Origin of the sequence: Paenibacillus foliorum (assembly GCF_013141765.1) — a bacterium.
In the GTDB taxonomy this organism is placed as follows: domain Bacteria; phylum Bacillota; class Bacilli; order Paenibacillales; family NBRC-103111; genus Paenibacillus_S; species Paenibacillus_S foliorum.
Window position 1 is genome coordinate 1 of the sequence record NZ_WHOD01000066.1, and the last position, 15360, is coordinate 15360.

Below are 15360 nucleotides of genomic sequence, written 5' to 3' on the forward strand. Positions count from 1 at the left end.
CTTTTTTTATTTCTCACGGATGTTGTTTTTTCAACCTTCATTCGTGTTATAAACAATTATCGTAAGCACCCGCTCTGAAATCCCACTGACACTCCACACCAAGAATAGGATATAAAAATTTCGTCTGTCTCACCTTAATCGATCAACTGTTATACTCCTCAAGCTCTAACAGTTGTAGGGGACTCAAGCAGCCGATCTTCCAATGGCAGCTCCAGTGAGTATTATCCGGCTCTAAGTGCAGCAATGGAAGCTCTAGTACTTCAAGCTGTTCAAGCAACTAACGAACTTCTACAACTTTGCACATAAAAGAGCTTTATTACACAAAAATACCGGCATTCATCTGCAGTCGCAGATAATGCCGGTATTTTAAATGTCAGTTACAGATTTGTCCGCTCGACTCAATTATATGTATCTGCAGATAATTGAGTCGAGCAGATGCCGATAATTAAGTTACTTCATCTTCTTCATTTACTTCATTCTGACCGTCATCCAATCTCCCACAAACAAATCTTTTTTCTCATTAATGTAATTGGCGTAAGGCTTGGACTCATCAAAATCGCCTTTAAAGCTAATCATTCGAATATACGGGCCTGTTGCCGTCAGTATTTGCGGTGTTCCATCCGGACGGGTTACTGTACCCATATTATCTCTATAAATTTGTTGCAGAGCCGTGTAATCAATATCACGCACCTGGAATACTTTGGGTTGGCTGGAGTGATTAGCAACAACTACTTTTCCGCCAAAGTGGTAGTTATAATGATCCTCCTCAAATTTCACAAAGGAAGTCCCTGCTGTAACATAAATGGCGCTATAGGACGGCAAAGTAAAGGAGCTTTTGTTGAAAAAACCATAGTAGTTTACCTTGCTGCCATCCGGTTGCGGATGGCTTTGGTGGATATATAATTCAAATAAGTTCCCATCGAAGGTATTCGTTGTTGCAGCAGGTTCAGCCTCCGGTTGTTTCTTCGTATCTACTTTTTTGAGTGGCGCTGTTTTATCGTGCATTCTTTTTGCCATAATAACGGCTTGTTCAATTGTCGCATTTTGCTTAGAACCAAACGTATTTTCAGTAATACCTTTAATCACATCAATCGATGACATGAAATCAATTGAATCTGCTGCATAAGAACTAAACCCACCTTGATCTGCAAACTCCACAGACTTCCCTTTAGAAATGGTTAATTCCGTCCGATCCAATACACGCTTAAGCATGGTGGCCAGTTGTTCACGAGTGATCAAAGCATCAGGCGAAAATTGGTCCGCAGCCGTGCCTATTACGATACCTAACTGATAGGCCTTCAGAATTTCGGGATTGACAGTATCCTTAAACGGGTTATCCTTTCCTTGCGGAACGGTTGCAGCCTTGAGGACCTCATACAGCTTGACCGCTATCTCACTGAACTGTTCACGGGTAATGTCTTTGGTAAAGATCAATTCCCTCACGGGTTGGGTCAATCCAATCTCGCTTGCGGACAAAAGATCAGCTTTTGCCCAATCGGATGCTCCACGCAGTTCGATTTTAATAGTAAATTCAATGGTTGTACGGTTACCTGCTTTATCGGTTACTACCAGCTTGTAGGCGCCTGAGTCGCTAATCATGTCTCCATTTTTAAATGGCTGGTCGTTCAATGTTGCAGTTCCATGATCAAAGGTTATCACCTTCGCCGAATTGTAAGTCCCTCCTACTGATACACCTGTCACAACTGGAGCTATCTTATAAATGGAAAACCGGATCGTTGTACGTTTGCCTTCCATACCCGTAACAACAAGTGTATAGGTACCATCCTCACTAACCTTATCTCCACTAGAAAATGGCTTATCGTTAAGCGTTGCCGTACCTTGTTCAAAGGTTATCACCTTGTCCGTATTATAAAACCCACCATCAGAAACACCACGCACACCCGGAGCAGCTCGATTAAGAGTAAAGTTAATGGTTACACGATTACTAGCTTGATCGGTGACGACAAGTATATATTCCCCATCGGCACTGATCTTACCAGAGCTTGAAAAGGATTTGCCGTTTAAAGTTGCTGTACCTTCATTAAAGGTAATAATCGTATCCGTATCGTAAACTCCTTCAGAAGACACGCCTGTCACAACTGGGGGAGTTTTGTCGATAATAAAATGAATCGATGTAACAATGCCTGTTTTATCGATTATATCAAGCGTGTATCCACCCTCTTCGCTGACTGTACCTCCATTGGCAAAAGGCTTGTTATTTAGCATGGCTGTGCCTTTATCGTAAGTAATCACCCTGTCCGTGTTGTAAAATCCTCCATCAGATACACCTTTTGCTGTCGGTTCTATCGTCGATTTATTGCTGTCATCCGTTCGTAGATCTCTCAAGCTATTCAACTTGGAAAGCGGGCTTAGATCACGAATCGGATTATTAGTAAGCCATAAGATCTCCAAATTCATCAGCTTGGAAAGCGGGGTTACATCACTGACTTGATTGTCATCAAGAGAAAGCTCCTTTAAGCCGATTAATTGGGAAAGTGGGCTTGTATCAACGATTTTATTTTTGGAAAGCCCTAAGCTTTTTAAGTTGATCAATTTGGAAAGCTCCGCGATGTTACTTATATCGTTGTTACTAAGAACAAGCTCCTTTAAGTCGGTCAATTGGGAAAGTGGGCTTAGATCACGGATTTTGTTGTTAGGAAGATACAGCTTCTTCAAATTTGTTAAATTTCTGAGTGGGCTGACATCACTAATTTCGTTCTTATTAAGGCCGATGTCTTCCAATCGAATCAGTTTCGCAAGGGGGGCAACGTTATTTATACGGTTATCATCAAGAAGGAGGTTCTGTAAACCAGTCAAATTAGCAAGCGGGGATACATCACTTACCGTATTGAAATCAAGATGAAGTTCCTTTAAACCCGTTAAATTCGATAGAGGACTGATATCATTAATCGTGTTCTCACTAAGATATAAGATCTGCAGCCCCTTTAATCTCGCAAGCGGACTGATATCACTTACCTTGTTCGTTACAAGATTGACCTCCCGCAAGCTGGACAGATTCGATAGAGGACTAATATCGCTTATTGCATTATTAAAAAACTGAATGATTTTCAAATTGTTCAGCTTAGCAAGGGGCCTTATGTCGCTGATCTTGTTGCCTTGCAGATATAAATATTCCAAGCCACTCATCGTTGCAAGCGGGCTTAAATCGCTGATCCCGTTTCCCTCGAGAGTCAAAAGTCTCACACCTGTCAAATTAGCCAGCGGGCTTAGATCAGTAATATTACTAAAACCAAGACCTATGCTTTCTAATTTGTTTAGTTTCGCAAGGGGGCTGAGATCACTAATTTTATTCTTATTAAGAGCAATGCTTGTTACATTCACGGCGTACTCAAGCCCCGTTAAATTAGTAATCCCCTGATTTCCTAGGTTAAGCGACCCCATGCCATTACCCATACCCAACGAATCGGAACGAGCAGCCAACTCGCCGCGTGTAATATTCCCATCTCCACTGGTATCCACACCAATGTTTAATAAAGCTTTCTTCAAGTTTGCATCCGGAAAATTTACAATTTCATTACTGCTATCCGATGCGTTAACATGAACAAGCGAATTCCCGGAACACAATAAGGAACCAATTACCGCTAATGATACTAATAATTTATTCGTTCGTTTCATACTTCTCATCCTCTTACTTCCTCCATCTGCAAGCAGCTTATTATTTTCACAATTTCTTTTTCTGTTCTTTAATTCTACTTACTGGGTCCCCAACAAATATTTGTGTATGAGGTGGAACTCCTTCACGAATTTTGATAGCTAGTAAGTTTAAGTTTTTGACCAATTCTAACTGTTTATTTTCTTCAATCTGAAATTGAACACCGTATTCATAAACCTCACCACCCTCAATTTCGTTCATCCAAACAATATTCCCGTGAAGTTCATAAGCTTGATGCAATATTTCCGTGCCAAATTTTAAAATAATGTCATCATTAACAGGTAATTTAACTCCCATCAAAAACTTCAGTCCACTTGGTCCTATATTAGTTATGAACACTTCTGTACTGCCTAGATCAACCTTTCTTCCCTTAAACATGAAAATGGTCATTCCCGCCACCAATGGATCTTCAAGATCAACCCGAAAGTATCCTCTGCGGTTTGCAATTAGTTTCTCTTGTTTTGTTTTCGATGATTGATTTAACAATTGTTTATTTTTCAATAAATGCACAAATTCTTCCGCATCAATAGGACGGCTGAAAAAATATCCTTGAATCTCGTTACATTGTTGTTCCTTCAAAAAGGCATATTGTTCAGCAGTCTCTACACCTTCAGCAGTAACGTTCATTTGCAGCGCTTTCGCTAAATTCAGGATACATTCAATAATGCTTTTATTTACCGGATCAGTTAGAATCTCCTCAACAAATGTTTTATCAATTTTAATCGTATCCAGCGCTAATCGTTTAAGCAAATATAAGGAAGAATAACCTGTACCAAAATCATCAAGTGAAGCTTTTATTTTCCGTTTCTTTAACTCAACCAGTAGTTGGGTCACTTCTTTTTCATTACTAATGAAAGAACTCTCCGTAATCTCAATTTCTAACCGATCAGGCGATATTCCTGACTCTTCAACGATTTCATCGATGGTTTGCAAAACATTTTGTTTCAATAACTGTTGGACTGAAAAATTGACCGAGACTGTCATTGGAGGAAGCCCCATGTCCTGCCACTGTTTATTTTGTTTACAGGCTTCACGTAAAACCCATTCACCGATAGGTACAATAAGTCCTGTTTCCTCTGCGATTGGGATAAACTCGGCTGGGGAAATAAGGCCCCAATCAGGATGATTCCATCTAATTAAAGCTTCTGCCCCCACTATTTGTGTCGTTTGGGCATCTACACGAGGCATATATTGTAGGAATAATTCCTTTTTATCTATTGCTTTTCGAAGATCATTGCTTAAAGTAAACAGCTTAAAGGATTGAACGTTTAAAGATGAGGAGTAATATTGAGCTTGGTCTCTCCCCTGCGATTTGGACAAATAAAGAGCAGTATCCGCATTTTTGAGTAAGCTTTCTACAGTAATGCCATCTTCAGGTGAAAGGCATATCCCTATGCTGGCCGTTATATGTAACTCGTAACCTTCAATTAAAAATTGTTCTTTGGTTATTTGTATAATTTTGTACGAAAGCGACATGACTTCACTGCGACTCTCCACTTCGGATAACACAATACAAAATTCGTCACCACCTAGACGATAAACAGTTTGATCTTCACCTAAGCAATTCTTCAACTTATTTGCAAGTTGCTTTAACAACTTGTCACCTATTGGATGACCAAGAGTATCGTTAACACACTTAAAACGATCCAAGTCAATTAACAACACCGCTAGCTTCTTATTATCAAATTGAGCCAGCCTTAATTGTTTGTCCAGTTGTTCCTCAAACATCCTTCGATTAGGAAGATCGGTTAAATAATCATGGTAGGCTAAGTAGTGATTTAATTCCTCTGTTTTCTTCCGTTCTGTAATATCCAAGACAGTACCTAAAATCGCTGTTTTCCCCTTATGAAGTACTTTCGTATAATGAACCTCTACAATAATAACAGTACCATCCTGTTTTATCGCCCTATGACAGAGATTCTGAATGGATTGCCCTTCATTTAAAGTTGAAAGCCGGCTAACAATGGGGGCTCTACCTTCGACATCTATTGTCAGTTCTACATCTAAACCTGTTAAAGAGTTGTATCCCAACATTCTCTCTAACTCCGGATTCGTATATACAAATACTCCATCTTGGGCAATAAATACACCGACTATGGACTGTTCTATAATACTACGATATTTAGTTTCCGCTTCAAGCAGAGATCGCTCCATTGCTTTTTTTTCTGTAATATTTTTAGCTATCCCATAAATGCCGACCAGTTCTTTATTTATTATGATAGGGATATTCGTAACAATAAATTCTATAAACTCTCCATTTTTATGTATACCTGTAGTGTCATAAGTTTGTGGTAAAAGAGTTCTTATTGTATCCAAAAAGTATTTTTTTGTTTTTTGCAAAGACTCTGGTTCTACGAGACGATCGAAATTCGCTTGTAATAGCTCTTCTTTCGAATATCCAAACATATCTTCTAGGGATGAATTGCATGATAAAAAATTACCTTGAAGATCAAAAGAGTAAACTGCATCCGCATTATTTTCAAATAATGACTTATAATATTGTTCTTCTTCAATTAATCGTAATCGAAGATTTTTATTGTCCGTTATATCTTGGATTGTACCTATTGCCCCAGACCACTCGCTAAATTCATTGGAGAAAAATTCAGTACTTTCAAAAACATATCGTACTTCCCCATTGGGACGGACTATTCGATATTCGATTTCATATGGTGTTTTTGCCTCAGCAGATAACGAAAATGTTTCAAATACTCGTTTTCGATCATTAGGATGCATTAAATTAAAAATTTCTTCCAGCTTTACCGTTAAATCATTATCGATACCGTATATAACAAACATTTGTTTTGACCATGAAACCTTGTCGAGCAATTGGTCATATTCCCAATATCCCACGTTGGATATTTTTTGGGCTAACTCAAAACTCTTTTCTTTTCTTTTAAGTAATTCAATTAATTCTTCTTTGTCATTTGTTGTTAAAATTTCGTCTTTCTTTATATTGTATTTCTTTTCCATTCTCCATTTTCACTTCCCTATTCTATGGCTCCATTCTTCATAACTTCGGAAAATTTCTTTTAGAGTCATTATGTTATTATTGAAAAAAACAAGAGACACTACCTTTGGTAGTGTCTCTCTCTCTCTACTTAAGGGTAACCCGGCTATCATTGCAGTTTCTGCAGAAGACCCGTGGCTTTGCGTCCCTATCTTTCGATTAGGTTTGCTATTTTCCTATGTTTTTGATTTATTCAACAAGAAAATGTTTGTGAAATGTTCTGTCAAGTTCCTACAGATACATTATAACAACAAAATATTGCATTATATCATAGGTCTATGGAACTAATTATTTAAGGTTTTTTGGAGTCGAAATGGTAACGGACTTGTATAGATGCGGAAAGGGACATAAAATATAGCATGATTTGCATTCATAAATAAATACAATTATGGTACTATGACGGTACATCTGATGTTAAAGCTTACCATTAAGTACACATCGTTGAATTACTTAGGAAGGGGAATTGTTGTTTTGCGTTATACTGCCTTTGAAGCTTTATCCATTGTATTTGCATTATTATGTTTTGCGCTTGTGTATTTCATAATTACGAGGATTCTAAAATCTAGGAACAAAAGCTTATTGCAAAGTTGCAAAGCATGTACCAAGGAAGTTGCTTCAACCGCTAACAACTGTCCACACTGTGGGGCTAGTCTTCGTTTACATCCTCTTATTAGATTTTTAATTGGGCTAGTGCTATGGATTGTGATAATACTCATTACGATCTTCGGTATTATTTTTCTAAAAACATTCATATCGGCTATACCTTACATATTCGGGTAAAAAAAGAGAGGGGCTAATACCCCTCTTTACTATTTCCGCCCATACATCCTAACTCCTGACCAACAGTGAGCAACACTCCACATGCACGTTACGGTTTAACACCATTTGATCACCAACTTTTTATATCATTACTTTGTATATAAACATTCTTTTAGGCATTTGAAAGATAGTGTAATACTGAAATAAGCAGGTCGCCTCGGCAACCTGCTGGTGTATTTCGTTCGCAGAAAAAGGAATTGCCCTACTCTGCAGTCTTTAAACAAGCATGTTGATTTGGAATGTATCTAAGGTACTCCAACGATTACCTGGCTTACCGACGGTTGCCGGTGCTGTCAGTTATCATAAAGCGGAATTCTTACCTCGAAGGTGCTTCCTTTTCCCATCTCGCTTCTAACGCCGATGCTTCCGTTGTGGAGCTCGACAAGCTCCCTGACGATGGCAAGCCCCAAGCCGGATGAGCCTTTATGCTTTACCGGTCTGCCTCTTTCCACTTTAAAGAACCGTTCCCAGATGAGCTCTTGATCCTCCGGCGATATCCCGATTCCAGTATCGGTTACCGTGATCAGGACGCACTTCTCCGACGGAACCGCCATCGCCTTCAGTTTTATCGTTCCGTTCTCGGTGAACTTGACCGCATTTTTGATCAGATTGTTTAAAATTTGTTCCAGCCGGTCAGGATCGGCATAGGCCTGCGGTGAATCTTCATCCATGATGGAGTGGATGACCGTCCCTCGGGCTTCGGCTTCCGGATGGAATTTGAAGGCCAGCTTGGACAGCATTGCCTGAACATCGACCGCCATCCATACGAGCTCGATTTCTTTATTTTCCAGCTTCATCAAATCGGTAATATCATCTACCAGCCGGTTCATATGAAGTGTTTCGTTATACATGATTTCGTAATATTTTTCTCTCGCTACCTCTTCGATCAAACCATCCTGCAGAGCCTCCAAAAAACCCTGCAGAGCCGTAAGGGGAGTACGCAGCTCATGCGAAACATTAGCCAAAAAATCATGCCGAAGCTGATTCAGCTTTCTCTTTTCCTGATCAACGCGTTCAAGCTGCTCCATCATGTGGTTGATCGTCGTCGCCAGATCTCCGATCTCATCCCTGGAGTCTATCTGAATTCTCTCACTGTAATCTCCGACGGCGATCTTGGCAGCCGCCTTATCAATCCGTTGAATGGGTCGGGTAATCGACCAGGATAGATAGGAGGATACACCAAATGAAAAGAAGATGCCGAGCAGAGTAACCCAAAGGATCGTTTCTCTTAGCTGAGCGATGGTCTCATTCATCCCTTTAAGAGGCGAATGAAGAACGATACCACCATATACGTCGTTATCCTTTCCCCACGGAACCGCAACCGAAAGCATACCTTCCTTTAGTCCTTCGAATTGATTCCATTTCGCAGGCTCACCATTGATGACTTGATTCACCACCTCGGTGCTGACGACCTTGCCTACGTTCACCTCATCCTTGGAGGAGGTTGTGACGATGTTTCCATCCATATCAAAAATCCAAATCCGCGAGTCAAAGGCTTGATCAAAAAAATGCAGCTGCTCCTTAAAGCTGTCATTAGGTTTCGTCTGATTTTGTATAGCGAGATTGACCTGCTTGGCCTGCCGGATCATCTCATTACTTTTGGAGTTGACTATGTATTCTTTGGCGAACAATGAAATCACGAGCCCGACCGCACAAAGCCCCAGGAGCACCGTAACGATAGAGCTGGTCAGCATTTTGCGGAGAATGCTTTTATTCGGATTCAGGAACATGCTTCTACCTCAAGCTTGTAACCCACTCCCCATACCGTATGAATGCACACATTATGACAAGAGCTTAACTTTTCACGAAGCTTTTTGATGTGAACGTCCACCGTTCTCATATCGCCTAAAAAATCATATCCCCAAACCTGCTCCAGCAGCTGTTCTCTCGTAAACACATCACCTGGAGATTTCGCAAAAAACGTGAGAAGCTCAAACTCCTTGGGGCGTAAGTCGATTTTCACGCTACCCGCGATGACCTCCCGGCGGGTCACATGAATGGCTAAATCATCAAACTCGTATTGGGAGGGCGCATCAACTTCGATGGCGGCCTGTCCTTTCTGCATTCTGCGAAAGATCGCTTTAATGCGCGCCACCAGCTCCCTCGGACTGAAGGGTTTGGTCATATAATCGTCCGCGCCGAGCTCAAGACCAAGTACCCGATCAAATTCATCGTTCTTTGCTGTCAGCATAATGACGGGTACATCGTATCGTTTTGTAATCTCCCGGCATGTTTCAAAACCGTCAAGCCCGGGCATCATCACATCCAGTATTACTATATCAGGCTTAACTTCCGCTAGCATCGCCAAGGCCGAGACGCCGTCAGGTGCTTCTATCAATTCAATGAGCTGCTGACGAAAATAGAGTCGGATTATTTCCCTCACATTCGGATCATCATCCGCGATCAACACTTTCCAGGGCACAAGCGGTTCACACCTTTCTATGGTCCTTATATAGGATTCTGAAATCATTTCCATTTTAAGTGGGTAGCCGGCCTGCGGTGTATTATTTATACGACTAAGTGATAAACGGCTGCGCTAAGAGGACACGTCAGTAAGCTGCTTCAGAAACACGCGTTTGTCTAGGCAGATCCAGGTTTATACAAGTTACCTTTTCTCTCTACTAAAAAACGCCCTCTATCGCATAGAGGGCGTCACAATCTGATTATTAATATGTGTTTGGGAAGCGAAGCGCTTATGCCAAAGTTTCGAACGCGGTGGTTAGGGAGAGCATTGCTTTACCAGGAAGACAACGTCGTCCTCTTCCATGTGTTGGGGGCAACACAAACATACACGTACCCGTTGTCCCAGGCGATTTCCCCCTCTTGTCCGGGGGCTGAGGACGAGGCTGGCGTCATGGATTTCCTGATGCGGATGCTGTCATCGCTGATGTCCAGCTTGGTCTTGGCGTCCGTATTTCCAATGCCAATGTTGCCGCTGCTGCGATTGATGCTTAGCGGGTTGTCCAGTGCTTTACCGTCATCCGAATAACGGATAATTTGCAGATTGGAGCCGGCATTCCCTCCGGATTCCTCGGATGCATCCGCGCGCACGGCCCAGCGGGGAGTCGTGACATTCCCATCAACCGATTTAGCCCAAGTCAAATCGCGATTAATGCCTTCGGTTCCGGCAATTCGTAAAATGCCATCCATGACATTGAAATTGGAGGAATGCGTGCGAATTTCAGCCATATCCTGATCGAACGGAATCTCCAGACGCGTAAACAGCTCATTGGGGTATTTGCCGTCAGGCGACATCGTCGTTTCAAACGACATATGATTATGATCATGCTGTTCAGGGTCATTCGCTTTGGCATGAGAAACGATAGCCGTCTTATCATTACCATTTTCATCCAACCATGATATGGCTGGCTTCGCCCGGTCTTTGGTCCACTGAAGCCGGATGAGATCCGACAAGTGGCCGTCTGTGGAAATCCACTGCTTATCCGTAGAAAGGTGAATCCTTTCATTGTGGGGGACCTCAATGCCTCCTCCTGGTAAAGACGATTCCTGAAAGGTATTGGCTATATCGCTGCCGCCTGCGAGAGCCATCCCTGAAATACCGAGAGCCGCACCAGCCAACAGGGAAACAACCAAACCTGAAATTTTCATTTTGCTCATCCTCCTTCTTTTTCACCAATCCTGCTCCAACTCTGTCCGGCACCCATCTGTCAGCGATTATTTTGCAATAACTCGCTCCATCTCACGTAATCATGGATAGCTATTCCGGAATAGCTCGGGTAAGGGGTGAGGTTTTCCTTGACCAGCTGCAATTGCGACTCCATATGCGCAGGGTCAAGCGTATAAAAGGTGGTAAAATCACCTTCCTTGCTGGGTAGCGTATCCACCGCAACGATTGCTTGTTTCTTAAGCGTCACTGCTTCCAAGATGATCGACTTGGCCATGGCGATAATTCCGTTACTTCCCAGTGCGGTATTGCGATATGCCATAATGACGACACTGTCCGCCTTCTCCAGCAGCCAAGCACTAAAGGAATAGTTTGTTCCCGGAACTACGATACTGTCGATCCAGAAGGGAATATCAAAGGCTATCGTCATGCTGCGATCGGCGCTTCTCACTTCCTTTTCAATCAGTCTGATCGTATCCATCCAACGTTCGAGCACCCAGCTCTGCTGTGTTTTCCAGATGCCCAGAGTGTACGGTTCAATATCAAAGTGGTAGCCTTGAAATCGCTCCAGGGCATCCACCGAAGTGTTATATTGGGTAACCGCCCCAATAAATTGTTGGATATAAATCTGCTTATTTTCATAAATCCAATCCGACGCTCCGGCCAGAGCTTCAACCCTGATACCCAAATCATTAGCGCTGCGGATAAACATCCGGTAGGCTTCTTGATTGGTATACGTTTCGTAGCGAAGATATATCGAAGTCAACCTTTGGTTGACCGCAAACTGAAGGATGCTGTCGCGGTCGTTCTCAATCATCTTGCTGTCCCAGATCCAAGTAGACCTTTGCACTTTGTCAGACGAAGTCACCAGCACCAGATTCCTTTCCTGCACCCAATCGACATCGGCTCCGAGGCTTTCGCTAACAGCCCTGAGCGGTACCATGGTTCGGTCATTTTTAATGACTGCCGGCGCGTCCAGCTTAACTTCCTGGCCGTTGACTGAAGCATATTTTTGACCGATGGTTAATTTCGCAGTGAGGTGCTGATTATGAAGGGTCACCTGTTCCAGCGAACGATCCCATTCCACCTCAGCCCCCAATCTTTCGGCGATCTCTCTTGCCGGAACCATCGTACTGCCCGTCTGCTCATCGATGTAAGGCTGCACATTCGCAAAGTCCATCTTTTCCCCGTTCACCTCCACCTCAAGCTCGGTAATGAAAGAGTACACCGGGATCAACAAGGGTACGATCAAAAAAATCAGGCAAAAGACTAAACATGCAATCGTCTTTCTCATATGTTCAATTAGACTAAACAACGCTATATTCAAGCTCTTCTTTTACCACCTCTACAATGCCCTCATCATACCCAGACAACTCCCTTTCATCCGGACCCTCCGCCATCACACGCACCCGAGCCTCCGTACCCGAACGCCGCACCAATACACGGCCGCAACCAGCCTTCTCACTCTCAACATGCCTTATCACCGCATCAATTCGCCGATTGCCATCCAGCTTGTATTTGTTTATCGCCCACACATTAACAACCCTCTGACACCATCCGTACCGAAAATAACTCCCATATTGGAACTCCTCCCCATGACTTATTATGCAAAAATCCCCATTCGTGCATAAAAGGCCCGATTCGCCTCCTCTAATTGTTCAGGGGTGTTAATCCCCATAACCTCCGTCGGATCCTCGAGGACGATCGCTTCAAATCTCAGACCCCCTGAAATGCCCGTCTGACTCATTACCTTCACAATATCAGTCAAGTAGAACTCATGCTGAGCATTGTTATTGCTAATGGCGGGGAGCGCACGAAACAAACTTTCATTATCAAAACAGAAAATCCCTGTGTTGATCTCGTTAATCCGTTTCTGCTCCGGTGTCGCGTCCTTCTCTTCAATAATATCGATGACTTCACCGTTCAAGGGATCGCGGATAATTCTTCCGTAGCCGGTCGGATCATGAATCACCGCAGTCAATACCACTCCGGAGCATGAGTTTGCCCTCTGGGCAGCAAGCAGCCGTTCGATGGTAGATTGCCTGATTAGAGGCGTATCCCCCGTAAGCACCAAGGTCGATCCACAGCGGTTTCTGAGCAGATGCTCGGTCTGGAGAACGGCATGCGCCGTTCCAAGCTGTTTGGTCTGCTCAACGAATGTAACCCGCGTTCCCAAATACGCCTGCACAAGCTCCCCCCTATGTCCGATGACCACCATAATCCGGCTGATGGGCATGCTTTCCAGCTTGTCGACCAAACGTCCGACCATCGGTATGCCCCCGACGGGATGAAGTACTTTGGGCAGCTCCGACTTCATTCGTGTGCCTTTACCTGCAGCTAACAGAATAGCGAATGCTTCCATGTGTATTCCCCCTCATATCGTTTATTCGACCGTAACGCTTTTGGCCAAATTGCGGGGTTTATCAATATCGTTCCCTAGGGCCAAAGAGGCGTAGTAGGAAATCAACTGCAGCGGCACGACCGCCAAAATGGGCGCCAGCAGCTGAAGCGATGGAGGGATGAAGCAAATTTCGTCCACCGCATTAAGCAGCTCCACGTTTCCTTCGACCGTTATCCCCATGACATGGGCCCCGCGAGCCTTGACTTCTTTAATATTGCTGACTGTTTTTTCGTAAAGATCCATATGTGTGGCCAGCGCAATAACCGGCGTACCCTTCTCGATCAGAGCCAATGTGCCGTGCTTCATCTCTCCGGCCGCATAGGCTTCCGAGTGAATATAGGAAATTTCCTTTAATTTGAGAGAGCCCTCAAGGGCAACGGGGTAGTCCAGTCCCCTTCCGATAAAAAACAGGCTTTTGGCTTCTTTGATCGATTCGGCAAACAACTTCACCTCATCGGCGTTCTCCAGCACCTTCTCCACTTGAACGGGAAGTGTCTTTAATCCTTTAACCAGCTCCGAATGAAGCTCTTTACCCAGCGTCTGTCTTTCCTGTGCCAAGTAGATGCTGAACAAATAAAAAGCAAGCAGCTGAGCGGTATATGCTTTGGTCGAAGCCACAGCAATTTCCGGGCCAGCCTTCGTCGCAATCACATAGTCCGCATCCCGCGCAATAGAGCTGGTCGGCACATTGGTGATGGCCAGTATTTTAGCACCATTTCTCCTGCTTTCGTGCAGGGCGGCAAGCGTATCCGCCGTTTCACCGGATTGGCTGACGACAATCACCAGCGTTCTATCCGTTATGATAGGGTCGCGATACCTGAACTCCGATGCAATATCGGACTGAACCGGGATTCGCGTTAATTTCTCAATAATCGTGCTGCCGACGAGTCCGGCATGATAGGCGGTGCCGCAGGCAACGATGAAGATTTTGTCCACGTCTTTGAAGGCACCCGCTGCGTGCGCCAATTCCGGAAAGCTCACTTCATCCCGGTCATTGATGCGTCCCAGCATCGTATTTCTGAGCGTTAACGGCTGTTCATGAATTTCCTTCAGCATGAAATGTTCGAACTGGCCCTTCTCCACCTGGTCGACGCTCCAATCGATTTGCAGCAGCTTACGGTCCGCCGCCTCCCCTGTTTCGGCCTTCATGATGGAGATGTGGTCCTGAGTAATGACCGCCAGATCTCCATCCTCCAAAATATACACCTTGCGGGTATGCTCAATTACGGCTGAAATGTCCGAAGCAATGAAGTTTTCCCCTTGACCTGCACCAATGACGAGCGGACTGGACTGTCTGACCGCGACAAGCTTATCCGGCTCATGCTCCGTCATGACGCCGAGTGAAAAGGCCCCATGCAGCTTCTGGATCACCATTCGCATGGCGGCAACGATATCGCCTTGGTATTGTTCGGCGAGCAAATGTGCGATCACCTCGGTATCGGTCTCCGAAGTAAACATGACTCCTTTTTGCTCAAGCTCTTTTTTCAGCTCCATATAGTTTTCTACGATGCCGTTATGCACAACGGTAAATTTGCCCGACATATCCGCATGAGGATGTGAGTTCGCATCCGACGGCTTGCCATGCGTTGCCCAACGCGTATGGCCGATGCCGGCCGATCCCTTCAACGGGTGCTTGTCCATCTGACCCGATAAGTTCGCCAGACGTCCTTCCACCTTGCTTATCTTGATCTGATCCCGCTCCAGCACCGCTATCCCAGCGGAATCGTACCCTCTATACTCCAGCTTGCTTAATCCATTCAGCAGAATCGGCTGCACATCTCGTTTTCCAATATAGCCTACAATGCCACACATCGTTGTTTCTCCTCTCTATGCTG

9 protein-coding genes and 1 riboswitch are annotated in these 15360 nt (G+C 44.0%); all 9 genes read right to left on the reverse strand.

Annotated features, from left to right (window positions below; translation table 11 throughout):
- Window positions 1-468 precede the first annotated feature (468 nt).
- Window positions 469-3645: a leucine-rich repeat domain-containing protein gene (locus GC093_RS16915; protein WP_171653076.1), complete on the reverse strand. Its 3177-nt coding sequence runs from the start codon at window positions 3643-3645 to the stop codon at window positions 469-471.
- A 37-nt stretch (window positions 3646-3682) separates the two neighbouring features.
- A complete protein-coding gene (locus tag GC093_RS16920; protein WP_171653077.1) occupies window positions 3683-6643 on the reverse strand; it encodes an EAL domain-containing protein in 2961 nt (986 codons plus the stop codon).
- A gap of 130 nt (window positions 6644-6773) precedes the next feature.
- A riboswitch (cyclic di-GMP riboswitch) is annotated at window positions 6774-6860 on the reverse strand.
- Between the two features lie 932 nt (window positions 6861-7792).
- Window positions 7793-9229, reverse strand: coding sequence for a sensor histidine kinase (locus GC093_RS16925; RefSeq protein ID WP_171653078.1), 1437 nt, complete (start codon window positions 9227-9229; stop codon window positions 7793-7795).
- On the reverse strand, window positions 9220-9969 hold the full coding sequence (locus GC093_RS16930; RefSeq protein WP_171653079.1) for a response regulator transcription factor: 750 nt from the start codon (window positions 9967-9969) through the stop codon (window positions 9220-9222). The genes GC093_RS16925 and GC093_RS16930 overlap by 10 nt, the downstream gene beginning before the upstream one ends.
- A gap of 266 nt (window positions 9970-10235) precedes the next feature.
- Complete coding sequence (locus GC093_RS16935; protein WP_246314647.1) at window positions 10236-11108, reverse strand: hypothetical protein; 873 nt, start codon at window positions 11106-11108, stop codon at window positions 10236-10238.
- Between the two features lie 59 nt (window positions 11109-11167).
- Window positions 11168-12376, reverse strand: a complete 1209-nt coding sequence (locus tag GC093_RS16940) for a copper amine oxidase N-terminal domain-containing protein (protein ID WP_171653081.1) — start codon at window positions 12374-12376, stop codon at window positions 11168-11170.
- Between the two features lie 55 nt (window positions 12377-12431).
- Window positions 12432-12659 (reverse strand): hypothetical protein, encoded by a 228-nt coding sequence (locus tag GC093_RS16945; RefSeq protein ID WP_171653082.1) that lies wholly within the window; start codon window positions 12657-12659, stop codon window positions 12432-12434.
- Between the two features lie 68 nt (window positions 12660-12727).
- On the reverse strand, window positions 12728-13486 hold the full coding sequence (locus tag GC093_RS16950) for a sugar phosphate nucleotidyltransferase (RefSeq protein WP_171653083.1): 759 nt from the start codon (window positions 13484-13486) through the stop codon (window positions 12728-12730).
- 21 nt (window positions 13487-13507) lie between these two features.
- Window positions 13508-15337 carry a glutamine--fructose-6-phosphate transaminase (isomerizing) gene (gene glmS, locus GC093_RS16955; RefSeq protein WP_171653084.1) on the reverse strand — a complete coding sequence of 610 codons (1830 nt, stop codon included), beginning with the start codon at window positions 15335-15337 and terminating at the stop codon, window positions 13508-13510.
- Window positions 15338-15360: the final 23 nt, after the last annotated feature.